This is a genomic window from Actinosynnema sp. NPDC049800 (assembly GCF_040656635.1).
In the GTDB taxonomy this organism is placed as follows: domain Bacteria; phylum Actinomycetota; class Actinomycetes; order Mycobacteriales; family Pseudonocardiaceae; genus Actinosynnema.
Genome location: NZ_JBFAMT010000033.1, coordinates 1 through 23,544, shown reverse-complemented (window position 1 = coordinate 23,544; position 23,544 = coordinate 1). Strand labels below are relative to the sequence as shown.

Sequence of the window (23,544 nt, the reverse complement as noted above, 5' to 3'; positions counted from 1 at the left end):
ACTCCGGCAACCGACCGTCAAAAGCGATAGGGCGGTCGAAAGCCTGATCGCAGTGTACGACCGGGAGCGCCGCGGCCGCCATTTGCGGCCACCGACCGGACTGCCGGTCCCGCCGCACGCCGGGTGGCCCCTCGCTGGCCTCAACGAGGAGGAAGCACACCAATGGAAGACAACGCCCCTGCGCACCCGATCAGCCGCAGGACGTTCATCGGCGGCGCCGGAGCCCTGGCGCTCGGCTCCGGGCTGATCCTGCCCGGCACCGCCCACGCCCAGACCGTCACCACGAACCAGACGGGCAACCACAACGGCTACTACTACTCGTTCTGGACCGACGCCCAGAACACCGTCTCCATGACCATGGGGTCGGGCGGGCAGTACAGCACCTCGTGGCGGAACACCGGAAACTTCGTGTGCGGCAAGGGTTGGAGCAACGGATCCCGCCGGACCGTGCGCTACTCGGGCAGCTTCAACCCCTCGGGCAACGGCTACCTGTGCCTCTACGGCTGGACCTCGGGCCCGCTGGTCGAGTACTACATCGTCGACAGCTGGGGCAACTACCGGCCCACGGGCACGCACCGGGGCACGGTCACCAGCGACGGCGGCACGTACGACATCTACCACACGATGCGCTACAACGCCCCGTCCGTCGAGGGCACCAAGACGTTCGCGCAGTTCTGGAGCGTCCGCCAGCAGAGGAGGGTCGGCGGCACCATCACCACCGGCAACCACTTCGACGCGTGGAGCCGGGCCGGCATGCAGCTGGGCAGCTTCCGCTACTACATGATCATGGCGACCGAGGGCTACCAGAGCAGCGGCAACTCGAACATCACCGTGAGCTAGCACCCCGGACCCGGTGGCGCGACGGCAGCGAAGCCGTCGCGCCACCGCGCTGTCCGACGCCATTTTTTGCGCCCACAGACCGGGTTCCGGCGGTATGGTCGTCGGCATGACCGTGCCGGGTGACTTAGTCGGCGGCGACCCAGCCGAGGTCGAACGCGGTCTGGACGCGTGGGTCGCCACCTTCGAGCACAAGGCCGAGCGGTACCGACAGCTCCAGCAGCGGGTCGAGGGCGTGCGGATCAGCGCCACCAGTCCCAGCGGCGTCGTCACCGTGACCGTCGACGCCGACGGCGCGCTGGTCGACGCGACGTTCACCGACCAGCTCGCCCGCACCACGCCCGAAGATTTGAGCCGGCAGCTGCTCATCGCAGTCAGGCAGGCGAAAGCGCAGATCACCCCGCGCGTGCGCGAGATCGCCGGTGACACCCTCGGCGAGGACGGCGCCGAGCGGATCGCGGGCTACTACGCGCAGAAGTTCGCCGCGTCCGACGAACCCGACCCGCCCGCTGGGCCACCGCGGCGCGGGCCGACCGACCAGGACGACTTCGGTGAGGACTCCGTCTTCGACCAGAGCTGACCGAGGGGAGATCATGGCCGGTTTCGAGGTGATCGGCGGCGACCTTCGCGCCCACGCGGGCAAGGTCGACGCCCACGCGGCGAGCCTGGGCACCGCGGCGGACGCGGCGGCGCAGGTGATGCCCGACGGCGCTTACGGCGTCATCTGCCAGTTCCTGCCACCGCTGTTCAACGACGTGGAAGCCCTCGCGCACGAAGCCCTCAAGGCCGCCCGCGACGGCCTCGGGACCGTGGCCGGGAACCTCCGCGACACGGCCGACGCCTACGACTCCGAGGACGTGGCCGCCGTGCGCGGCTTCACCGCCATCGAAGCCGGCCTGCGGTGACCGGCAACCCGCTGGTCGCGCCGGAGCGCGCTTCCACCCGGTCCTACACCGGCATCGGCATCGCCGAATCGGTCGACGACCTGGTGCGGGGCATCGAGAGCGGCGACTGGGTCGACATCGGGCTGGGCGCGGCGGGCACCGGCCTGGAAGCGCTGAGCATCGTCATGGACCCGTTCGGCTCGGTGGCGTCCAGCCTCGTCTCGTTCATCATCGAGCACGTCGGCCCGCTGCGGGAGGCGCTGGACAAGCTCGCGGGCAACGCCGACGCCGTGGCCGCGCACTCCCGGACGTGGAAGAACATCGCGACCGCCGTCGGCGAGGTGCACACCGCGTACGGCGCCGAGCACTCCGCGGACACCGCCGCGTGGTCGGGCAAGGCCGCCGACGCCTACCGCGCCCGCGCCGCCGACCTCGTCGCGGTGATCGGCGCGGCGGCCCGGGCCGCGTCGGGCCTCGGCAGCGCGGTGGAGCTGGCCGGCGTGGTCGTCGGCGTGGTCCGCGAGACGGTGCGCGACCTGATCGCCGACCTCGTGGGACGCCTCGCGGTGTGGGCGGCGGAGGCGCTGACCATCATCGGCCTGCCCGCCGCCGCGGTCCAGGCCTCGGCCGCCGCCGCCAAGTGGGCGGCGCGGATCGCGCAGCTCGTCAAGCAGCTCGTGCGCACGATGCAGAAGCTGATGCCCCTGCTGCGCCGCCTGGGTGAGCTGTTCAAGCAGATCCGCAAGAAGATGGACGACCTGCGGCGCGGCGGCGACGGCGGCAAGCCGCCGGAGGGCCCTGGCAAGAAGCCGACCCCCGGCGGCGACGGGCACACCGGGCCGTCCCGCTCCCCCGACCCGGACGCCCAACCCGGCGGGACGCGCACCGAGATCGACCCGAAGCACGACGCGGACACCAAGCGGTCGCTGCAACGGGAGAACGAGTCGGCGACCACCCTCGCCCGGGCCGGGTACGACGTCGAGCAGAACCCGGTCGTCCCGGGGGCCAAGAACCCGGACTACCGGATCGAGGGCCGGATCTTCGACAACATCGCGCCGGTGACCGGCAGCCCCCGCAACATCCACAGCCGGATCGCGGAGAAGGTCGAGGACGGCCAGACCGACCGGGTCGTGGTCAACCTCGCCGACAGCCCGGTCGACGTGGAACGGCTGCGCGCCCAGATGCGCGACTGGCCGATCGAGGGCCTGAAGGAAGTCATCGTCATCGACAAGAACGGCGCCGTGGTTCACTTGTACCCGTAGCCCGCGACAGAGGATTGCCAGTGTCCATTTCGTACGGTCTCGCGCTCGCCACTCCGCAACCGGTCGGGCAGGTCGCCGACGCGTTGCGCGACGTCGGCGTCGCCGCCGGGCTGCTCGACCCGGCCGTCACCGGCCGGCGCCTGCTCGGCGAGGACGCGGTGACGACCGGCGGCACGTGGCTGCGCGTGGTGCAGGACAAGCCCAAGCCGTGGAACCCGGTGCTGGACGTCCTGGGCGTCGCGCCCACCACGCGCGTCGCCTACCGCTTGGCCAAGACCGACATCGGGCGCCAACAGGGCGACGTCGTCCGCCTGACGGCCGGGCTGCTGGAGAAGGTCCCGGGTAACGCGGTGCTGCACCAGGACTTCGAGACGATCTGGCTGCTGCGACGCGGTGGCGAGCTGCTGCTCAACGACCGGGACGACCTCTGGCCGCCCGACCGCCTCGCCCTGCTCGGCCGGCCCTACCGCCGCGAGACCACGGTGTTCCCCGACGAGTGAGCCGTCGGTAGCAGCGCGGTGATGTCGAGGCCGCCCGTCGGGCGCGCGGTGTTGGGTTCCGCCACACCGTCACCGACGGCCGGCGGGTCGTCGGGCACTCCGGCAGCGGCCCCGGCACGGCCACCGGCTGGACGCCACCCCGACCTCCGCTGGGTGGCGATCGTGCTGAGCAACTACGACATCAACGCCAACCCGATCGTGGGTCTGGCCCGGCAGCTCATCACGGCGTGGTCCGGGCAGCGGCGGGCCCGTCGAGGAAGTCCGCGAGCAGCCCGTCGAGGACCTCGGCGAACGTGCCGGGCCGGACCAGCGGACCCAGGTGGTCCAGGCCCGGCACCTCGCCCACCCGTCCCGCGGGCAGTCCGGCGCACGCCGCCGCGAGCGAGTCGCCGCTCACCACCACCGACTCGCCGCCGCGGAGGAACACCGTCGGGCACCGCACGGACGGCAACGCCTCCCGCCACGGGCACGAGATGGCGGTCCGGAACAGCTGCGCCTCCACCTCCGGCGCGCACCGCAGCCGCACCCGGCCGTCCGGCTCCTCGGCCAGCCCCGAGTCGACGTAGTCGGCGAGGACCTCCGGCGCGAGCCGGGACAGCGGCGGCCGCGCGGACCACCGGGCGAGCGCGTCGGCCCGGGACCCGAACACCGCGCGCCGCCGGGCCGCCGCCTCGGCGAAGGCCGGGTCGTGCCGGGTCGCGAGGATCGGCTCGAAGCAGACCAGCAGGTCGAACGTGCCCGGCGCCCGTGCTTCGGCCAGCAGCAACGACGTCGCGCCCAACGAGTGGCCGACGCCGATCAGCGGACCGGCGCCCAGCGCGCGAGCGGCGCGGAGGACGTCGTCGGCGAACACGCCCCAGCCCGCGTCCTCGGCCAACGGCGGCGCGCCACCGTGGCCGCGCAGGTCCAGAGCGGCGGCGCGCAACGGCGTCCGCAGATTTTTCACACACGACCGCCAGACCCGGCCGGTAAAGCCCGCCGCATGGCAGAACAATGCCGTCCGAATGGGCTCACCCGATTGTTTCCGATCATTGAGGAAGTACGGCCCGGAACCGGATTTCGCGAGGTCGGCGACGTCGTCCACGGTGTCCCTTCGGAAGTCCGAGCCACGGGCTGGCGCACCCGCCGAACACCCTCTACGATCAGCGCCGGTAACGATCCAGTTCGCCGGCAGGCGGGTGATCGTCACCGTTTTCGGCACGACCACCACTGATTCACCGCGGTCCGATTCCACCATAGTGGAAGCGACGACCGACGAGGTGGTCGGCGGCGACACCCCGCCGCGCGCGGGCACCACCCCACCCATGTCGTGCTCGACCGGCGCAGCGCGGTGCCGCGTCGTGGCGATTCCCGTCGGTGAAGGGCGCAGTGTGAACCCGACCCCGGTACCGGGCCTGGTCTCGGTCGTCATGTTGGTCCGCAACCGCCTGGAGTACACGCGCCGGGCGCTGGCGTCCCTCGCCCGCGCGTCCGGCGAGTTCGAGATCGTGGTGGTGGACAACGGTTCCGACGACGGCACCGCAGAGTACCTGGCCGAGCTGGTGCACCCCCGCGCGCTCACGACCCTGCGCCACGAGGACGACCGCGGCGGCAGCGAACGGCGCAACGTCGGCGCGGCAGTGGCCCGCGGCGAGTTCCTGCTCTTCCTGGACAACGACGTGCTGGTCGACGACCCCGACGTGGTCGAGGTGCTCGCCGCCGAACTGGCCGCCGATCCCGGTCTCGGCGCGGTGTCGCCGTTGCTGCTCTACCCCGGCGACCGGGAACTGGTGCAGTGCGCGGGCGGCGCGTCCACTGTCGACGGCCACATCGGACCCGTCGGGCGGGGCAAACCCCTCGGCGCGGAGCACCGCGAGCACCGCGAGCAGTCGTGGGCGCCCACCGCCGCGCTGATGGTGCGGCACAGCTCGTTCCGCCGGGTGGGCGGGTTCGACGAGTCGTTCGACCCGGTCTCGCTGTGCGAGGACGTCGACCTGTGCTGCCGCCTGCGCGCCGACGGCGAACGGCTGCGCTACGTCGGGTCGGTGGCGATGCGGCACTTCGAGGGCACCACGTTCAACCACGTCGGCCACGACAAGCTGCCCATCTGGAAGCGCCACATGCGCGTGATCCGCAGCCGGTGGGCCGAGGTCTTCGCGGCCGGACCGGCGCACCGGGCCGCGGACCTGGCGTGGGCGCCGGTCGAGAAGGACTACACCGACCTCGACCGGCCGCGCGTGTCGACGCCGCGCGACCCGGATCCGGCCTCGGCCGACCTCAGCTTCTTCGCCAGCGACCGCGCGCTGGCCACCGCCGAACCCGCCGACGTGCGGGTCCTGGTCGTCGGCACGGACGCGGTGCCGGCGGTGCGCGGCGTGCGCGTGGTCGGCGTGGCCGATCCCGACGTGCGCGCGTTGCTGCCCGCCGCACGCGCGCACAATGCGCCGTGGGCGTTGCGCGACGGCACGCGGCTGGTGCAGACCGTCCCCGCCGAGGGTGTCGTGGTGGAGGTGCCGGACACGGCGGCGGCGCTGACCGCGTTGCGCCGGGGGCTGCACGTGCTGCTGGGCAAGCGCGCCGTGGAGGACCTGGCCCGGCTGGTCGAGGCCGCGCGGCAGGCGCCCGGCCGGTGTTCCGTCGACCTGCCCTGGGCGCACCACCCGGAGCTGGTCGAGCTGGGCAAGGCCGTCGCCGCGGGCGGCGCGGAGGGCTTCACGGTGCGCCTGTACCGGCCTGAGGGCCACGACGTCGTCACCGAGCTGGGCCCGGACGCGCTGGACGCCGTCGAACGCGTGCTCGGCGTGCCGGTGACCGACGTGCGGACGGTGGAGGCGACCCGGTCCCGGGTGCGGGCCGCGGCCGTGGCGGGCGGGGTGACCGGGACGGTCGAGCTCGGCTGGGGCGAGCCCCGGTTCCACTTCGCCGTCACGGGCACCGCACTGGCCGCGGACCTGGTCGCGCCGCCGGTGAGCGGCGCGTACGCGGACTTCGTCGGCGCGCTGCGCGGCGGGCCGGCGCCGTTGACCGAGCTGGACGCCGTCGCCGGCCTGTTCGACGTGGTGCTGGAGTGGCGTTCGGAAGTGGCCGCGCTCCGCCCGACCCCGTGACGTCGCCTGCCCTCGGGCGGCCCGAGCAGGAAGAGCCCTGGGATGAACCTGGTCGACGCGCTGAGAGCCGGAGCCGACGCCGGAGGGTGGCTGGACAGGCCCGCGTACGAGGTCGACGGCGCCATGCTGACGCACGCCGACGTGTACACCGGCGCGGGCCACGTCGCCGGGGCGCTCGCGGGTTCGGGCGTGCGGCCCGGTGACCGGGTCGCGCTCGTGCTCGACGACGGGCCGGACTTCGTCCTGACCTTCCTCGGCGCCGTGCACGCGGGCGCCGTGGCCGCGCCGGTCAACCCCCGGCTGCACCCCGACGAACTGCGCCAGGTGCTGCGTGCCGCCAGGCCGGCGCTGGTCGTGGGCAGGCCGGGATTCTCGGCGGCCGGGTTCCCGGTGACCACCTTCGCCGAGCTCGACGGCGCGGAGCCGATCCCCGTCGTGCCGCGTGCCGTGGACGACCCGGTGTACGCGACGTTCACCTCGGGCACCACCGGCGTGCCGCGCCTGTGCCCGCAGCTGCACGGCGACCCGATCATCCACCACCGCTCGTTCGCCGTGCCGGCGCTGGAGCTGGGGCCCGACGACGTCGTGCACTCGGTGTCCAAGATGTACTTCGCCTACGGCTTGAGCAACTCCCTGTTCTTCCCGCTGCTGAGCGGCAGCCGCGTGGTGCTGAACCCGGAGGCGCCGCTGGTGGACGACGTGCTCGCGATCGTGGACAAGTACAGCGTCACCGCCCTGTTCGCCGTGCCGACGTTCTACGGCAGGCTCATCGCCCACCCCGGCAGCGACCGCCTGGCGAACCTCCGCATCGCCGCCACCGGTGGCGAAGTCCTCTCCACCGCGCTCGAAGGGCGCTTGATGGAGGTCCTCGGCGACCGCCTGCTCAACGGCATCGGCACCACCGAGGTCGGCCAGGCGTTCACCCACAACACCCGTTCGGCGCGCCGCGTCGGCACCGCGGGGCGTCCCCTGCCGCCGTTCGACGTGCGCGTGGTGGACGACCGGGGCGATCCCGTCGAACCGGACGTGATCGGCCGCCTCCAGGTGCGCGGCCCGACGATCACGCTCGGCGTCCACGAGGACGGCACGGCCAAGCGCACCGACGACTGGTACGCGACCGGAGACCTGGCCTCGATCGACCACGACGGCTACGTGACCGTCACCGGCCGCCTGGACGACGTCGAGAACGTGGGCGGCATCAAAGTCCACCCGCTGGAGGTCGAGCACCTGCTGGCCGGTCACGACCTGGTGCGCGAGGCGGCGGTCTGCGCGGTCGCCGACGACGACGGATCGGTCCGACTGCGCGCCTACGTCGTGCGCGCCGACGGCCCGCTCGACGACGCCGAGCTGGCCGACGCGCTGATCTCCCTCGCCCGCCACCACCTGACCGCGTACAAGGTCCCGCGCCGGATCGTCTTCGTGCCCTCCCTGCCGCGCACCGGCTCCGGCAAGCTGCGCCGCCACGTCGTGCGGACCTGGCGGCCCTGACCCGGGATCGGGTGTCACATTCGTCGCCCCCGCGACGACCAACCACGTGTACACCCCGGGCAGGAAGGTCGGCCATCCATGACACGAACCAGTGGCGACGTGCGGGCGCCCGGCGGCGTCCCGCCCACGGTCGAGGACGTCGACCGGATCGCCGCGCACGCCGACCCCGTCGTCCGCAACCTCCGGATCACCCACTGCTACCACGAGCTGTCGCGGGCGCTGGCCGACCGCACCGGCGGGTCGGCGAACTGGTGCACGTTCGCCGTGTGGGCGTCCAAGCAGGTCGGCCGGACCATCCGGCAGGAGGACCTGGCCCGCACGCTGGAGCGGATGCTGGAGTCCTCGCCCGACGCGGCCGCCGCGGTCGACCTGCTGGTGCGCGGCCTGCGGCGGGCCGTTCCGCGCCAGGTCCTCGACGACGCCGAGCGGTTGGTGCGCCAGGCCGTGCTGAGCACCGCCCGGCTCGACGCGGCCGGTGACGCGGCGGCGCGCGGGAACCTGAAGGTCTTCGAGGAGATCGCCCGCGAGTTCGCCCGCTTCCTGGTCGCGTCCCCCGACGACCTCGACGGGTTCTACGGCGCGCTGCGCCCCGGCGAGCCGCCCGAGGGCCAGCGCTACCTGCGGCAGGCGTTCACCCGCTACCACCAGGCGACGTCCGCGGTCGACGCGAAGGAGCGGGCCGAGCTCCTGCTGCTGGCCAACGTCGAGGTCGGCCTGCACGAGCAGACCCGCCTGCAACCGGAGATCACCGCCGCGCTGCAGGCGCCGGTCATCGACCCGCGCGAGCTCGAACGGCGGCTGCTCGACCTGCTGCTGCCCGGCAACCGCGTGGTCAAGTGGCTGCGGCGCGTGCTGCTGACCGTGCTCGGCCGACGCACGCCGGTGCGCCTGGCCGTCGAGCACCTGGCCGAGCACGCCCGCGCGCTGGTCCGGCGAGCGGTCACCGAGCACCTGATGACGCTGGCCCTGCCGGGCGGCGACGTGCTCGACCTCGGCGAGGACCTCCCCGCCGAGTTCCCGCCGCTGCTCGCCCGGCTGTCGCACCCCGAGCTGCTCGCGCTGCTCGCGCTCGTCGACCCGACCTCCGACAGCCTCCTCGACACCGCCGCCCGCGACTGGTCCGACCTGCCCGACCGGATGCACTACATCGCCGACATGTTCCGCTGCCACGCCCTCCGCGCCGACCTGCTCGACCCGCCGTTCACCCCCGAGCAGGTCGCGGACCTCACCAACGGGCGTCGCCCGACCGGGCCGCTCTAGGTTCGTCGCAGCGGTTGCGGGTCGCGGCCCGGCCGCCGACCATCTGGCACGGGCCGGTGACGCTGTCGAGCGGGCCCGGGAGGGGTCCGTGGCGACTTCCGCGGCGGCGCTGCTGGCGGGCCTGGCCATGCTGATCGCGGGCGCCGAGCTCGTGGTGCGCCAGGGCACCGCCCTCGCCTCCCGGTTCGGCGTCAGCCCGCTCGTGGTCGGCATGACCGTCGTCTCGCTCGGCACCAGCCTGCCCGAGCTGGCCATCGGCATCAACGCCGCCGGACAGGGCAACGCCGGTCTCGCGGTGGGCAACATCGTGGGCACGAACCTGGTCAACCTCCTGCTCATCCTCGGGTTGAGCGCGCTGATCCGACCCGTGGTGTTCGAAGCCAGGACGCTGCGGTTCGACCTGCCGATCATGGCCGGCGCGGGCGTCCTGCTCCTCGCGCTGGCGCTCGACGGCTCGCTCTCGAACGCGGACGGGGTGTGGCTGTGCGCCTACGGCGCCGCGTACCTCGGGCTGATGGTCGTCCACACCAGACGGCAGGCGGCGGTGTCGCACGGCGAGCCGGCGGCCACGACGAGCGCCCGTGCCCGACCGGTGGGCCCGCAGGTGCTCCTGCTGGTCGCGGGACTGGTCGTGATCGTCGTCGGGTCGGAGTTCCTCGTGGACGGCGCGGTGCGGATCGCCCGCATCTGGGGCGCGAGCGACACGTTCATCGGCCTGACCGTCGTCGCGATCGGCACCTCGGCGCCCGAACTCGTCACCACGATCGTGTCCACCGTCCGCGGTGACCGCTCGCTCGCCCTGGGGAACCTGCTCGGCTCCAGCGTGTTCAACATCGCCCTCATCCTCGGGCCGACCGTCCTCGCCGCGCCGGGGCCCGTCCCGGTGCCCGACGACGTGCTGGCGCTGGACATGCTCCTCATGGTCGCGACCGCCCTCGTGTGCGTGCCCGCCTTCTTCACCCGCAGACGGCTGAGCCGCGTCGAGGGCGGCGCCTTCGTGGCGGCCTACGTGCTGTACACGGCCTGGCTGCTCACGACGCGGCTGTGAAGCGCGCGGCGGTGAGCCGCCCGACGCGTCACCCGATCGGGGCGTTTGGTGTCGGTGCAGGTAGGACCCTTTTGCGCGCCCACCGACCCCGACCTACCGTGGTTGAGCCATGCCGGATTCTGCGCGGGAAGATCATCGGCCGCGGGTGCCGCGACCGGAAGTCCCCGTGCTCGGGCCCGGCCCACCGAGGCGCACGTGACCGACACCGGCGGCCACCGAGACGTCCGCGCACCGTCGCTCGTGGACGCGACCGTGCCCCTGGTCGCGCTGGTGGCGCTGATCGGCGGCTCGCTGGCCCTGTTCGGGACGGCCGCGCTCGACGGTCCCGTCCAGGTCGCGCTCGTCCTGTGCGCGATGGTCGCGACGCTCGTCGTGCTCAAGAACGGCCACCGGTGGGAGGAGGTCGAAGCCGCCAACCAACGCGCGCTCACCTCGATCACCAGCGCGGTGTTCATCCTGCTGGCCGTCGGCGCGCTGATCGGCACGTGGAACCTGTCCGGCACGATCCCGACGCTGGTCTACTACGGGATCCAGGCGCTCTCACCCACCTGGTACTACGCGGCGACCGCGCTGATCTGCGGGATCGTCGCGATGTCGATCGGCAGCTCGTGGACGACCGCCGGCACGATCGGCGTCGGCCTGGTCGGCATCGCCCTGATGCTCGGCCTGTCGCCGGGTATCACGGCGGGCGCGGTCATCTCGGGCGCCTACCTCGGCGACAAGCTCTCGCCGCTGTCGGAGACCACCGTCCTCACCGCGCAGCTGGCCAAGGTCGACGTCTACGAGCACATCAAGCGCCAGGCGTGGACCTCGGTGCCCGCGTTCGGCCTCGCGTTCGTCCTGTTCGCGCTGATCGGCCTGTTCTGGGGACCGGCGCCGACCGACGCGGGCGACACCGCCTCCGAGCTGACCGCGCTGGGCGACATCTACTGGATCACCCCGCTCAACCTGCTGCCGCTGGTGCTCCTCGCCGTCCTGTCCGTCCGCAAGGTCCCCGCGTCGCTCGCCCTGACGGCCTCGGCGCTGTTCGCCGGGATCCTCGCCGTGTTCACCCAGCACGACGTGGTGCGGGCCTTCGTCGCCGCACCAGGCCTCGACCCGGTGCGGACCGGGATCCAGGCCGTGTGGCAGGCGCTGGCCACCGGGTTCACCATCGACTCCGGGATCGGCGACATCGACCGGCTGCTGTCGCGCGGCGGCATGGACAGCATGCTGCTCACCCTGTGGCTGATCATCGGCGCGGTCACGTTCGGCACCGTGCTGGAGGAGTTCGGGCTGATCAACCGCCTCATGGACCCGATGATCCGCGCGGCGAAGGGCACCGGGCGGCTGTTCGTCGTGGTGTTCGCGACCGCGTTCGGGCTCAACGTCGTCGCGGGCGACCAGTACATCGCGCTCGTGCTGCCGTCCAAGGTCTTCCGGGCCGAGTTCGCCAACCGGGGACTCGCGCCGACCAACCTGTCCCGGCTGGCCGCCGACAGCGGCACGGTCACCTCGCCGCTGGTGCCGTGGAACTCCTGCGGCGCGTTCATGAGCGCGGCGCTGGGCGTGTCGACGCTGCTGTACCTGCCGTTCTGCTTCTTCAACATCGCCAGCCCGTTGCTGAGCCTGGTCTACGGGTTCACCGGCTTCCGGATCGAACGAGTGCCACCGGCCGGTCGCGAACCGGCCGACGCGTGAACAGGTGACGACGATGACCGTGACGGAAACCAAGAAGTCGCAGAAGATGCCGCTGCTGACGCTGACCGCGATGGTGGTCGGCTCGATGGTCGGCGCCGGCGTGTTCTCGCTGCCCCGCAACTTCGCCCAGGCCACCGGCGTGTTCGGCGCGATCGTCGCGTGGGCGATCGCGGGCGTCGGCATGCTCATGCTCGCGTTCGTGTTCCAGGCCCTCGCGGTGCGCAAGCCCGAGCTGGACGCCGGCGTGTACGCCTACGCCAAGGCCGGGTTCGGCGAGTTCCCCGGCTTCTTCTCCGCGTTCGGGTACTGGGCCAGCGCGTGCGTCGGCAACGTGAGCTACTGGGTGCTGATCAAGTCCACCCTCGGCACGGTCATCCCCGGGCTCGGCGAGGGGAACACCCTGCTCGCGGTGGCGATCTCGGCCGTCGGCGTGTGGGCGTTCCACTACATGATCACGCGGGGCATCAAGGAGGCCGCGGCGATCAACCGGATCGTCACGGTCGCCAAGCTGGTGCCGATCCTCGTGTTCGTCGCGATCATCGCCGTGACGCTGAAGGCCGACGTGTTCTCGGCCAACTTCTGGGGCGGCACCGAGCCGTCCGCGGGAGCGCTGTTCGAGCAGGTCCGGTCCACGATGCTGGTCACGGTGTTCGTCTTCCTCGGCGTGGAGGGCGCGAGCGTCTACTCCCGGTACGCCCGCAAGCGCTCCGACGTCGGCCGGGCGACGGTGCTCGGCTTCCTCAGCGTGCTCGCGCTGTTCGCGTCGGTGACGCTGCTGTCCTACGGCTCGTTGCCCAAGGACGACCTCGCCGGGCTGCGCCAGCCGTCGATGATGGGCGTGCTCGAGTCGGTCGTCGGCACGTGGGGCTCGGCGTTCATCGGCATCGGCCTGATCGTCTCGGTGCTCGGCGCCTACCTGGCCTGGACGCTGATGGCCGCCGAGGTGCTGTTCGTCGCCGCGAAGGACGACGACATGCCCCGGTTCCTCAAGCGCGAGAACCGCCGCGGCGTGCCGATCGCGGCGCTGGTCATGTCGAGCACGCTCATCACCGCGGTGCTGTTCGTGACCCTGTTCTCCGACGACGCCTTCACGTTCACCCTCAAGCTGTGCAGCTCGCTGTCCCTCATCCCGTACCTGCTGGCCGCCGCGTACGCGTTGCGGATCGGGGTGCGCGGCGAGACCTACGAGCACGACCGCGGCAGGCGTGGCAAGGAGGTGGCGTTCGCGGCCGTCGCCACCCTCTACACGGCGTTCCTCATCTTCGCGGCCGGCATCGAGTTCCTGTTGCTGTCGTTCATCATCTACGCGCCGGGAACGATCCTGTTCGTGATGGCGCGCCGGGAACAGGGCAGGCGCGTGTTCTCCGCCGGCGAGCTGGCGCTGTTCGTCCTCGCGGTCGTGCTGGCCGTGCTCGGCGTGCTCGGCCTCGCCACCGGTCTGATCGTCATCTAGCGAGAGGGGCAAGGACATGACCGACACGGCCCAGCGACCGTCCGCGGCGTACGGCGTGCACTCCGAAGTCGGCAGGCTGCGGAAGGTGCTCGTCTGCGCGCCGGGCCTCGCCCACGCCAGGCTCACCCCGACGAACTGCGACGCGCTGCTGTTCGACGACGTGATGTGGGTGCAGAACGCCGTCCGCGACCACTTCGACTTCATGGCCAAGCTGCGCGACCGCGGGGTGGAGGTCGTGGAGCTGCACAACCTGCTGACCGAGACGCTCGACGTGCCGGGCGCCAAGGCCTGGCTGCTGGACCGGAAGATCGTCGCCGACGAGGTCGGGATCGGCCTGGTGGAGGACACGCGCGCGTTCCTGGAGGGCCTGGAGCACCGCAGGCTGGCGGAGTACCTGATCGGCGGGCTGTCCACGGTCGACCTGCCACCGGACTTCCGCCCCGGCTACCTCGCCCTCGCCCGCGAGTCGACCGGCGTGCCCGAGTACCTGATGCCGCCGCTGCCCAACACGCTCTACACCCGCGACACCACGTGCTGGCTCTACGGCGGCGTGACCCTCAACCCGCTGTACTGGCCGGCTCGGCACGACGAGACGTTGCTGATGAAGGCGATCTACGAGTTCCACCCGGACTTCGTCGGCTCGACCGTCTGGTGGGGCGATCCCGAGCGGCGGTGGGGCCTGTCCACGTTGGAGGGCGGTGACGTGATGCCGGTGGGCAACGGCGTCGTGCTGGTCGGGATGAGCGAGCGGTCCTCGCGGCAGGCGATCACTCAACTGGCTTCCGCGCTGTTCGAGCGCGGCGCCGCCGAACGGGTGATCGTCGCCGGCATGCCGAAGCTGCGCGCGGCCATGCACCTGGACACCATCTTCACCTTCGCCGACCGCGACTGCGTGACGACGTTCCCGGACATCGTGGACGGCATCCACCCGTTCACCCTGCGCCCCGGCGACCCGATCGAGGTGACGGAGGAGAAGCAGTCGTTCGTGGACGTGGTGGCGGACGCCCTCAACCTGCCCAAGCTGCGCATCGTGGAGACGGGCGGCGACGCCTACACGGCCCAACGCAGCCAGTGGGACAGCGGCAACAACCTGGTCGCCGTCGAACCCGGCGTGGTCATCGCCTACGACCGCAACACCGACACCAACTCACGGCTGCGCAAGGCGGGCGTCGAGGTCATCACCATCGTCGGCGCCGAACTCGGCCGGGGTCGCGGCGGCGGCCACTGCATGACGTGCCCCATCTCCCGCGACCCGATCGACTACTGACTCGGCGCGCGCGAGGCCTTCTCCCCGATTACGCCCTGCTCCGGGATCCGGCGGTGTTACCGACTCGCACTGTCGACGAGCCCGCCGACCGTCGACAGGATGGAGCACGGGCGCGACGGAATCGGGTGGCGAATGGGCTCCGACAACGACCGCCCCCTTAATCCGCGAGGAACAGCGGAATACCGCATCCGACCCCCTGAGCCCCAATACCACGATCACCAGACTCACCCACTTGTCGCCGATCGCGTCGAGTAACCGCCGACTGGGACGGGAGGCGGTGAACGCATCGAAATCGTGCCACCCCCGCCACCAGTGCCCATGACGAACCTCCGGCTGCCTGCCCCACATGAAAGTGACTGCTTCCCAACTGAAAGTAGGTCACCGATGGCGTGTGCGACCCATCCACCGAAAAGACTCCACCATGACGCTCGCCCTCATCTCCCAACCCCACACGACCTCTTCCCCACACGACCTCTTCCCCACTCGCCGAAGCCGCACTCCCGCCCCTCGGCCCACACCACCTGCGCGTCCGCGTCACAGCGGCCACCGTCGACCCCATCGCCGCCGTGCATCCCGACTTCACCGCCCCCTGTCCGCGCCCACGCCGAGGAACCGTCCTGCCGACCGCAGCCACCCTCGGCGCCGTCCTCCACACGACCGCCCTCGCCGCAGTCCGCGACCACAGCACGTTCGTCGGAGTCCCATCAGCCTCCCCAGCGACGCCCGAAAGGGTCATCGACATCGGCATCGTGAGCATCACCCCCGACAACACCCCACCGACCACCCTCCTCACCCAAGCCCGCCACGGGCGGCCAACGCGCCGCCGACTCCTCGTGCCGCAACAACAAACCACCTAACACGAACCGGTCCCGTGTTCACCCGAACACGGGACCGGCCGACACAGCGCCCGATTAGGGTTTTTGCCAGTCCGTATTCGCCGCTCGCGCGACCAGAGCGCTGGCCGCAACGTGAGCCCGGTCGAGGCCCACGGCGAGCAGCGTGGCGCGAATAACCGAGACGGGAACGCGGTTCCTCAGGACCAGCGCGGTGCGCTCGGTCTCGATGTCAAGCCGAGTCGCGACGTCGGCCGGAAGCATCACCGGCACGAGATCCGTCACGTCGTCGTAGATGAGAGGTGGAACATCATTAGTCACCGCGTCAGCGTCGCCGTTCGGATCAACAAATACCAGTGCCCAATAGGCTGACGATGAACCCAATCGTGACCCCAGGTCCCACCCCCCAAGCCCTCAACGTCCACCGACACCCCAACCGCCCACCCCCACCGGCCCAACCCTCTCCCCTCCCCCACCACCGCCACCGAAGCACCCGCCACCCCACCATCACCGAGTCGACCAACCGACCTCCACCGCCACCCCGAACCGCACCACTCCACCGACACCCCTGTGACCAGCACAAACACTTCCAACCTGACAACCAGGGACCCCGATTTGGACCACGGAAGACGATCATGTAATCTATGCGCACACCACGGCGAGAGCCGAGTCCGGGTGGCGGAATGGCAGACGCGCTAGCTTGAGGTGCTAGTCCCCGAAAGGGGGTGGGGGTTCAAGTCCCCCCTCGGACACATAATTTGCCCCGCGAGATATTTCCAGGTTAGCTGGAAGGCTCGCGGGGCAAAGTGTTTCCCGACGCTGCTTCGACCCTACCTGATGGTCGCTGTTCGTAGGGTGTCTGCCGGTGCGAGGGCCGGAGCAGTTGGCGGCGGCTGGCTCGTCGTCCCAGGACCTGTCGACCGCGTTCACAGCCGTGTTCGCCCGGCGGTGGGTACCCCGCTACCCTGACCCGAGATGCATCCCGCGAACCGGTGGCGCCGAGGGCGACCTGGAACCCGGTCTTCCGGTGCCGACGCTGGAGCGCTGCGGGGCGGATCGGTCGCCGGAGAGGCTGGCGCGTGAGGCGAGTTCTGTCAGCCAGTGCATCGACCCGGCCTGCGGGCGCGTCGGGCTGATCCGCCGCCGAAGCCGTCGCACAACTCAACGCCAGCAGGAGTTGTTCGCCTGCTTTTCCACGATCTTCGGTTCCGAGTCTTCCATGGATGGGCTGCCGTGCCAGGCTCCTGCGTGGTGTGCGCGCTCGCCCGGTGGTGCCGGGGTCGAGCAGCTCGACGCTGGCGGCGTCGCAACGGAAGACGAGTCCGAGTTCGTCGACAAGCCGTGCGGTTTGCTCCGGGCCTGGGTTGTCGGCGATACCCACGGCGGTGAGGTGGGCGGCGATGCGGCCGAGCAGGTGATCCTCGCGCAGATAGAGGTTGCCCGACGCGCCCTCCGGTCGGGTTCGGGCGCTGGTGTGACCGTGACGGCAACGGTAGGCGGCACGGCTGTGGGAACGATGGGAGTCCATCTTCCGCCCGCACACCCCGCATTGGAGTCGGCCCGCCAACAGGTAGACGTGCTCACCGCCATCTGTGTCGGCCTGGCGGGTGCTGTTCCTGGTGGCCTGGATGGTCTGGGTAGTGACGAAGTCCCGCTCGGACACCAGCGGGGTGTGGGCGATGCGGGTCGAGATCGCCCAGGTGTGCTGCTCGTTGCGCATGCTGGTCCGACGCCCGCTCGGCGAACGGGTGGCACGGTCGGCACTCGTGCGATTCCACACCTGACGACCGGTGTAGCGCGGATTGCCCAGGATTTCCACCACCGTACGCAGCGACCAACCCGCATCGACCCGACCCCGGTCGCATTCCGCGTCCGAGCTCGACGGACTGGGCACGGACTGCTCGTTGAGGTGGCGGGCGATGCCCGCGGCACTGTGCCCGGCCAGACGTAAGGCGAAGATCAGCTTCACGGTGGGTGCTGTGGTCGGGTCGGGCACGAGCCGCTGCTGCCGCACCCCGCGCCGCGCCAACGCCCGATTCGGGTGCGGCCCGGCGTCCTCGAGACGGTAGCCGTACGGCGGCCTGCCGCCCAGGTAGCGCCCCTGCTCGACCGTCTGCATCCGCATCGCGGTGACGACCCGGTGCCGGGAACGCAGCACCTCCGTGAGCGAACGCTTCGCCAGCAACGCCAGCAACGCCTCGTGGGCAGGGTTGTCGAAGTCCACCGGCCCTTCGGCCTCCGGCAGCCACAACTGCACCCCGTACCGCTCCAACACCGCACGCAGCTCCCGCACCTGGCTGGTACCGAGAAAGGCGCGCTCGTACTCGCCCACCACCACCGCGTCGACCCGGTCGGAGTTGGCCGCGATGTAGCGCAACATCGCCGCAGCCCGAGGCCGCAGATGCCATGGCACCTGACGGGAACACCCGACCTCGAAATACTCTCCCACGATCACACCGTGCCCGCCGGTGAGCCTACGGGACACATCCAGCTGCCACGCGCGCGACGTGCGCGGGTCCTGGTGCTCACGAGTGGAAGCCCGACCGTAGAACAGAAACCGCAGACTGCCGACAGGAGTCGCGTCCATGGCCGGGATGCCCGGCGGGACCGTGGCGGCGATCCACTCGGCAAGAGTGGTCGGACGGGACAGGGCGGACACCGACATGGCGCGGTCCTCGACATCGGAACGGGGGTTGGACGCCGAGGTGACGAGGCGCCTTCGCCACGATGACAAGGAACTCCACATATACGCCCAATCGGAGCAGCCCGAGCCGCCTGTGCTTGTCTGACTGAACAGCTGCGGCATACGCCGATCTGACCGTGCCTGGTGGCGTAGATACCCACGGCAAGTCGCTGCTCGATAGCGCGGAACCGCGCTGCCGCAGGCTTGACGTCGGCTTCGGTCTCTCGCGCACCGACGCCGACCTACCCCAGGTCGACCGCTCAACCGCTGTCCGGATTGGCGCTGGTGAAGTGGTCGAGATTGTCGAGCTGCCGTTGGACGCGTTCGGTGTCGGCGTCGCGGCCTTGGTCCCGGTACAGCTGCAGCGCCTCCCGCCACACCGTGCGGGCCTGCTCGTACCGGCCGAGGGCGGCGTGGGGATGACCCACGCCGTCGAGGGTGTCCGCGACCTGGTAGGCCTCGCCGAGGCCGCGGTACAGGGTGAGGGCCTGATGGTAGTGGTCGAGGGCCTGGTGGTGGTCGCCGGTGTGGTGGGCGATGTAGCCCAGGCTGTCCAGGGTGGCCGCCTCGCCGCCGGGGTCGTAGTGGTGTCGGTGCAGGGTGAGGGCGGCCTGGCAGTGCTCGCGGGCGGTGTCGAACCGGCCCAGCCGCGCGGCGAGCCAGCCCACCGCGTTGAGCGCATCGGCTTCCCACACCGGCTGGTCGAGGGCGCGAAAGAGGTCGAGGGCGTGGTGGGAGTGCTCCAGGGCCTGCCGGTCGTCCCCCCGTCGTTCCCAGGTGATCGCGAGCACCTGGTGGGTGTGGGCCTGTTCGGTGGGGTCGTGGTGGCGCACGGCCAGGTCGAGAGCCTGCTCCAGGTGGGTGGTGGCCTGCTCGTGCAGGCCCAGCCGGGAGCAGGCGAGGCCGAGGTGCCGGTGGGCGCGGCTGCGGGTGGCGGGGTCGGGCAGGTGGTCGGCGGCGTCCAGTGCGGTCCGCCACGTGGTGATCGCGTCGTGCAGGTGTCCTCGCCGCTGGTGGAAGGTGTTCAGGTTCCAGGCCAGGTGCCAGACGGTGTGGTGGTGGCCGAGGGTGGCGGCGGTGCGTTGGGTGGCCAGCAGGGTGGCGTGCTCGGCCCGCAGCCAGGCCAGCGCCGCGGCGGCGTCGGGCAGCGGGTGCGGGTGCACGCCGAGCGCGGGCGGCTCGGGCGACAGGAGCTCGCGGTGGGGGTCCAGGAGGCGGTCGGCGGCGTGGGCGGTGTGCAGGTGGAAGTCCACCACCCGTGTCAGGGCCGCGTCCCGCACGTGCTCGGGCAGGGTGGTGTGGGCGGTGTCCGTGGCGTAGCGGCGGACCAGGTCGTGCATGGCGTACCGGCCGCCCGGCCGCCGTTCCAGCAGCGAGGCGTTCTCCAGCCCACTCAGCGTCCTGCGGGCGGTGCGGTCGGGTAGACCGGTGAGGGCGGCGGTGGCGGGCGGGGTGGTGTCCGGGCCGGGGGCGATGCCCAGCAGCGCGAACACGGTGCGCTGGGTGTCGGTGAGGTGGCGCAGGGACCAGGACAACACGGTGGGCAGGCTGGCGGCCGGGTCGGTGTCATGGTCGAGCGCCTCCAGGCCGAGGTCGCGCAGTTCGGCGGCGGCCTCGGCCAACGGAACGTCGGGGTGGGGCTCGGCGGTGCGCGCGGTGATCGACAGCGCCAGGGGGTGGCCCCCGCACAGCCTGATCAGCTCGTCCACGGCCTCGGGTTCGGCGGCGACGCGGTCGGTGCCTAGGCGGGCGGCCAGCAGGCCGCGGGCCTCCTCGTAGGTGAGGGCGCCGAGGGGGAGGTGGCGAGCGCCGTGCCGGTCGATCAGCGAGGCGAGTCGGTGACGGCCGGTGACCAGCACGGTGCAAAACGGCGAGCCGGGCAGCAGCGGCACGACCTGCTCGGCGGTGGCGGCGTTGTCCAGCACGATGAGCATCCGCCGCCCGGCCACCAGGCTCCGGTACAGCGCGGCCTGGGCATCGAGGTCGGCGGGGATGCGGTCGGGGTCGACTTCGAGGGCGTCGAGGAAGCCGCGCACCGCCACCGCCGGGTCCACCGGGTCGCTGGCGGGGCTGAAGCCGTGCAGGTCGACGAACAGCTGCCCGTCGGGAAACCGCTCGAGGTGCCGATACGCCCACGCCAGGGCGAGCCAGGTCTTGCCGATGCCCCCGGCACCGCCGATCGCCGAGACCAGCACCGTCACACCCTGCCCCGCACCTGCCGGGCCGGTGGTTGGGGCTGCGGTGGTCGGTTCCCGCGCGTTGGTGCCTGGCCCCCGCGGTATAGCGGCGTGGGTCAGGGCGCGGTCCAGACGGGGCCAGTTCCACGGTCCGGCCGGTGAACAGGCCCGGTGCGGCGGGCAGCTGCCGCGGGATGACCGGCGCGGGTCGCGGCGGTGGCGGATGCAGATTCAGGTCGCCGTGCACCACACCAACGGCGGCACCGTGATCGGTGGCGACGAGGTCACCGTGGATGCTCGTTGTCACCCCGGTGCTGGCGGCAGGAGTGGTGTCGGGGTGCGGCGGGTCGGCCGCCGACGCGGTGTGCCCGTGGTCCGCGTCGGCTAGCGAGGGTTGTCCGGTTCTCCCGTCTGGGGCGGTGCGCTGATGGTGAGGTGGTCGCCGGTAGCGGCACCGATGGTGATGCCCCATGCCGCGCCGGTGACGCCACCGTGAATAGTCGTACTACGACCACCGGCCCCGCTGACACCCTCGTGGTGGCTGGAGGCTATGTCCCCGGTGCCGAGGTCGCTGGATTCGCCGTTGGTGCCTGTAGGTGTGCTGTTGTGCGGGGTTGGTGTGGTGGGCCCTGGCGGGTGGGTGACGAGGTGGTGCAAATGGGTCTGGGTGGGAGTCGAGAGTCCGGTACCGCCGCTGAGGTCGCGCATGCGGGTGGCGATGTGGTCGGCCCAGGCGGTGATGTCGACGTGTCGGCCGCTGTGAGCCAGTGCCGCGGCGCCCAGGAGCACGAGTCGTTCGTCGTGGACGATGTCGGCTTCCAGCGGGCCGAGCTGAGGCGGGATCTCGTGGTGTCGACCTTGTTCGAGCAGCAGTTCCCAGAGGATGGCCAGGGCGGTGCGGCGGTGTGCGTGGGCGTGGTGGCGGAAGGTGTCCACCCAGCGTCGGCGCACGTCCTCCAGCGGCGTCCCACGCCACAACGCGAGGGCGTCGTGGAGGCGGTCGGGGTCGCGGTGTTCGCCCGCGACACGGGTTTCGCGCAGGAAGCGGTGGTAGTCGACGGTGCCGGGGTCGATGTCGAGAAGGTAGGCGTTGGCACCGGGGTCGTGGCGTAGCCAGGTGCCGTCTCCTCCCGCTCGTTCCATGGCGTCGCGAATGTAGCCGACGTAGCGGATCAAGGTTTCCGGTTTGGGTTCGCTGCGCCCTTCCTCGACCCAGATCCGGTCGAGCAGCGTGGTGACGGGGACGGGTCGGCCGACCTCGACTGCCAGCAGGCCCAACAGACCCCGTTCGGCGGATCTGGTCAGGGTGATGACGTTGCGGTCGTCGTGGATCCCGACTTTGCCCAGTATCCGGATCTCCACCCATCCCCCCGGCTGTAGCCCTTGCTCACGAGCGCAGTCTGGCGAGATCCGCCCCGTCGTCCAGCCGCAATCACAGTGCTGCACTCGTCCGTAACGCCAGTCCACCCGGATGGGGCAGGTGTCGTCGACCGTGTGTGGCGGCTTTGGGCGTCGGGCCATCCGGTTGGTGTCCGACAACTGCGGACACCACAGCGGACAAGATTCCCACCCGATTGGGGTAGCGATGTCCGCCGCGGTGTCGCGGACGCCGTCCGGGGATCTGTCGCGTGCCGCAACCGACGCTGTTTCCAGCCCCACAAGAGGGAAGCGGGGTGGAACGGAAACCGACGTCATGAGGACGGAATGGACTGGACCCGGGTTCACGCGCCACCACCGGACGAACAGCAGCCACCGTGGTCGTGTCTGGCGTTCATCGCCCAGCGCCGCCTCGGAGCACGCGACGAGGGGGTGAGGACATGATCATCACGTTCATCCCGGTCGACCGGGAGAGGACCTTCAGCACCTACAACGACAACAACAACTAGAAGTAGGAGGGAGTGTCATGTTTCGCCCGTGTGTGAAGTACGAGCACCGGCCGGTCCGCCTCGGCGAGGACCGGGTGCAGATCGGCGGTCGGGTCCACGGTGTGGGCGCGATCATCCCGGACCCGGACGGCTGGGTGTGGGCGTTGCTGACGCTCCTGGACGGCACCCGCACGGTGGACCAGGTGGTCGCCGACCTGGTCCACCACCACCCCCGACACCCTGCCACCGAAATCGCCGACGCCATCGGTGAGCTGTGGCAGGCCGGTTACCTGGAGAACGCCGCCGCACCGGAGCCGCCCGGCCTGAGCTTGGCCGAGCGGGAACGGTACGGGCGCAGCCGGGCGTTGTGGCGGTGGATGGACCTCGCCCCGCGCACGACGACGTGGGACGCGCAGCTGGCGTTGCGGCAGGCACGGGTCACCGTGATCGGGGTCGGCGGTGTGGGCAGCACCGCGGCGCTGGCGCTGACCGCCTCCGGGGTCAGCACCATCCACCTGGTCGAGCCCGACACGGTGGAGTTGTCCAACCTCAACCGCCAGATCCTCTACACCGAGCACGACCTCGGGCGTCCCAAGGTCGACGCCGCCATCGGGCGCCTGCGGGCACACAACCGCGAGGTCACCGTGACCGGTGAGCAGCTGCTCGTGGACGGGCCCGGCGTCCTGCGTCGGCTGTCGGCAGGGTGTGATGTGCTGCTGCTGGCCGCCGACATCCCGCAGGATATCCGGTCGTGGACCAACCGGGCATGCCTGGACACCGGCACCGCGTGGGTCCACGGCGGCTACCACGGCCCCAGGGTCAACGTCGGCCTGTTCCGACCCGACTCCGGCCCGTGCTACGACTGCGCCCGCACCGCCACCGCGGAACGCCTGGCCGCCGAACCACCGATCACCCTCTGGCCCGCCCCGGCCGATACGGAAGGGGTGCACGCGACCAACGCGGTGACGGCCGGGATGGCGGGCAACCTCGCGGCGCACGCGGTGATGAGCCTGATCACCGGTGCCCCGGCGTTGCCGGTCAACCGCGAGTACGGCATCAACCTGGTCACCCTCCAGGACACCTTCGCCCTCGATATCCAGTCGGCCCGGCCAGACTGCCCCGCCTGCGGACCGTCCGCCGTCTGACCCGGTGGGGGGGGGGCCGCCCCGGGGGGGGGGCACCCCCACAGCCCCCTCGCAGGGGCCCACCACGAGGGTGGGC

18 protein-coding genes and 1 tRNA gene are annotated in these 23,544 nt (G+C 71.4%); 14 read left to right on the top strand and 5 right to left on the bottom strand.

The window, feature by feature from the left end; all coding sequences use genetic code 11:
* Positions 1–162: 162 nt before the first annotated feature.
* From xynA to AB0I91_RS29400, 5 genes are all read left to right on the top strand, one after another.
* On the top strand, positions 163–840 hold the full coding sequence (xynA, locus tag AB0I91_RS29420) for an endo-1,4-beta-xylanase XynA (RefSeq protein WP_498780826.1): 678 nt from the start codon (positions 163–165) through the stop codon (positions 838–840).
* 106 nt (positions 841–946) lie between these two features.
* Positions 947–1,417 (top strand): YbaB/EbfC family nucleoid-associated protein, encoded by a 471-nt coding sequence (locus AB0I91_RS29415; protein WP_499639825.1) that lies wholly within the window; start codon positions 947–949, stop codon positions 1,415–1,417.
* A 13-nt stretch (positions 1,418–1,430) separates the two neighbouring features.
* Entirely contained in the window at positions 1,431–1,742 is a 312-nt protein-coding gene (locus AB0I91_RS29410) for a type VII secretion target (RefSeq protein WP_498782383.1), read from the top strand.
* A complete protein-coding gene (locus AB0I91_RS29405) occupies positions 1,739–2,983 on the top strand; it encodes a CdiA C-terminal domain-containing protein (RefSeq protein WP_498782381.1) in 1,245 nt (414 codons plus the stop codon). Before AB0I91_RS29410 ends, AB0I91_RS29405 begins: the two co-directional genes overlap by 4 nt.
* Positions 2,984–3,003: 20 nt before the next feature.
* Positions 3,004–3,483 carry a SitI3 family protein gene (locus AB0I91_RS29400; protein WP_499608765.1) on the top strand — a complete coding sequence of 160 codons (480 nt, stop codon included), beginning with the start codon at positions 3,004–3,006 and terminating at the stop codon, positions 3,481–3,483.
* A gap of 220 nt (positions 3,484–3,703) precedes the next feature.
* On the opposite strand, the gene AB0I91_RS29395 is transcribed toward AB0I91_RS29400, so the two are convergent.
* Positions 3,704–4,720, bottom strand: coding sequence for an alpha/beta fold hydrolase (locus tag AB0I91_RS29395; RefSeq protein ID WP_499639823.1), 1,017 nt, complete (start codon positions 4,718–4,720; stop codon positions 3,704–3,706).
* Positions 4,721–4,787: 67 nt separating this feature from the next.
* Here AB0I91_RS29395 and AB0I91_RS29390 point away from each other — a divergent pair, with 67 nt between their 5' ends.
* From AB0I91_RS29390 to AB0I91_RS29360, 7 genes are all read left to right on the top strand, one after another.
* The gene (locus AB0I91_RS29390; RefSeq protein WP_498782395.1) at positions 4,788–6,569 is read left to right on the top strand and encodes a glycosyltransferase; all 1,782 of its coding nucleotides are present in this window, start codon (positions 4,788–4,790) and stop codon (positions 6,567–6,569) included.
* A 42-nt stretch (positions 6,570–6,611) separates the two neighbouring features.
* Positions 6,612–8,057, top strand: coding sequence for a class I adenylate-forming enzyme family protein (locus tag AB0I91_RS29385; protein ID WP_498782374.1), 1,446 nt, complete (start codon positions 6,612–6,614; stop codon positions 8,055–8,057).
* A 78-nt stretch (positions 8,058–8,135) separates the two neighbouring features.
* Positions 8,136–9,317: a hypothetical protein gene (locus AB0I91_RS29380; RefSeq protein ID WP_498782372.1), complete on the top strand. Its 1,182-nt coding sequence runs from the start codon at positions 8,136–8,138 to the stop codon at positions 9,315–9,317.
* An 88-nt stretch (positions 9,318–9,405) separates the two neighbouring features.
* A complete protein-coding gene (locus AB0I91_RS29375; protein WP_499639821.1) occupies positions 9,406–10,365 on the top strand; it encodes a calcium/sodium antiporter in 960 nt (319 codons plus the stop codon).
* A 195-nt stretch (positions 10,366–10,560) separates the two neighbouring features.
* Positions 10,561–12,045 carry a Na+/H+ antiporter NhaC gene (gene nhaC, locus AB0I91_RS29370; RefSeq protein WP_499639819.1) on the top strand — a complete coding sequence of 495 codons (1,485 nt, stop codon included), beginning with the start codon at positions 10,561–10,563 and terminating at the stop codon, positions 12,043–12,045.
* A gap of 13 nt (positions 12,046–12,058) precedes the next feature.
* Positions 12,059–13,498, top strand: a complete 1,440-nt coding sequence (locus AB0I91_RS29365) for a basic amino acid/polyamine antiporter (RefSeq protein WP_498782366.1) — start codon at positions 12,059–12,061, stop codon at positions 13,496–13,498.
* Positions 13,499–13,514: 16 nt separating this feature from the next.
* Positions 13,515–14,765 (top strand): arginine deiminase, encoded by a 1,251-nt coding sequence (locus AB0I91_RS29360; RefSeq protein WP_499639817.1) that lies wholly within the window; start codon positions 13,515–13,517, stop codon positions 14,763–14,765.
* A gap of 911 nt (positions 14,766–15,676) precedes the next feature.
* On the opposite strand, the gene AB0I91_RS29355 is transcribed toward AB0I91_RS29360, so the two are convergent.
* On the bottom strand, positions 15,677–15,919 hold the full coding sequence (locus AB0I91_RS29355; RefSeq protein WP_499639815.1) for a hypothetical protein: 243 nt from the start codon (positions 15,917–15,919) through the stop codon (positions 15,677–15,679).
* 348 nt (positions 15,920–16,267) lie between these two features.
* Between AB0I91_RS29355 and AB0I91_RS29350 the strand changes: the two genes are divergently transcribed.
* A tRNA-Leu gene (locus AB0I91_RS29350) sits at positions 16,268–16,350 on the top strand.
* Positions 16,351–16,379: 29 nt separating this feature from the next.
* On the opposite strand, the gene AB0I91_RS29345 is transcribed toward AB0I91_RS29350, so the two are convergent.
* From AB0I91_RS29345 to AB0I91_RS29335, 3 genes are all read right to left on the bottom strand, one after another.
* Positions 16,380–18,263 carry a recombinase family protein gene (locus AB0I91_RS29345; protein WP_499639812.1) on the bottom strand — a complete coding sequence of 628 codons (1,884 nt, stop codon included), beginning with the start codon at positions 18,261–18,263 and terminating at the stop codon, positions 16,380–16,382.
* Between the two features lie 278 nt (positions 18,264–18,541).
* The gene (locus AB0I91_RS29340; RefSeq protein ID WP_499639810.1) at positions 18,542–20,482 is read right to left on the bottom strand and encodes an ATP-binding protein; all 1,941 of its coding nucleotides are present in this window, start codon (positions 20,480–20,482) and stop codon (positions 18,542–18,544) included.
* Positions 20,483–20,842: 360 nt separating this feature from the next.
* Positions 20,843–21,820: an AfsR/SARP family transcriptional regulator gene (locus AB0I91_RS29335; RefSeq protein WP_499639808.1), complete on the bottom strand. Its 978-nt coding sequence runs from the start codon at positions 21,818–21,820 to the stop codon at positions 20,843–20,845.
* 541 nt (positions 21,821–22,361) lie between these two features.
* Between AB0I91_RS29335 and AB0I91_RS29330 the strand changes: the two genes are divergently transcribed.
* Complete coding sequence (locus tag AB0I91_RS29330) at positions 22,362–23,468, top strand: HesA/MoeB/ThiF family protein (RefSeq protein WP_499639806.1); 1,107 nt, start codon at positions 22,362–22,364, stop codon at positions 23,466–23,468.
* Positions 23,469–23,544: the final 76 nt, after the last annotated feature.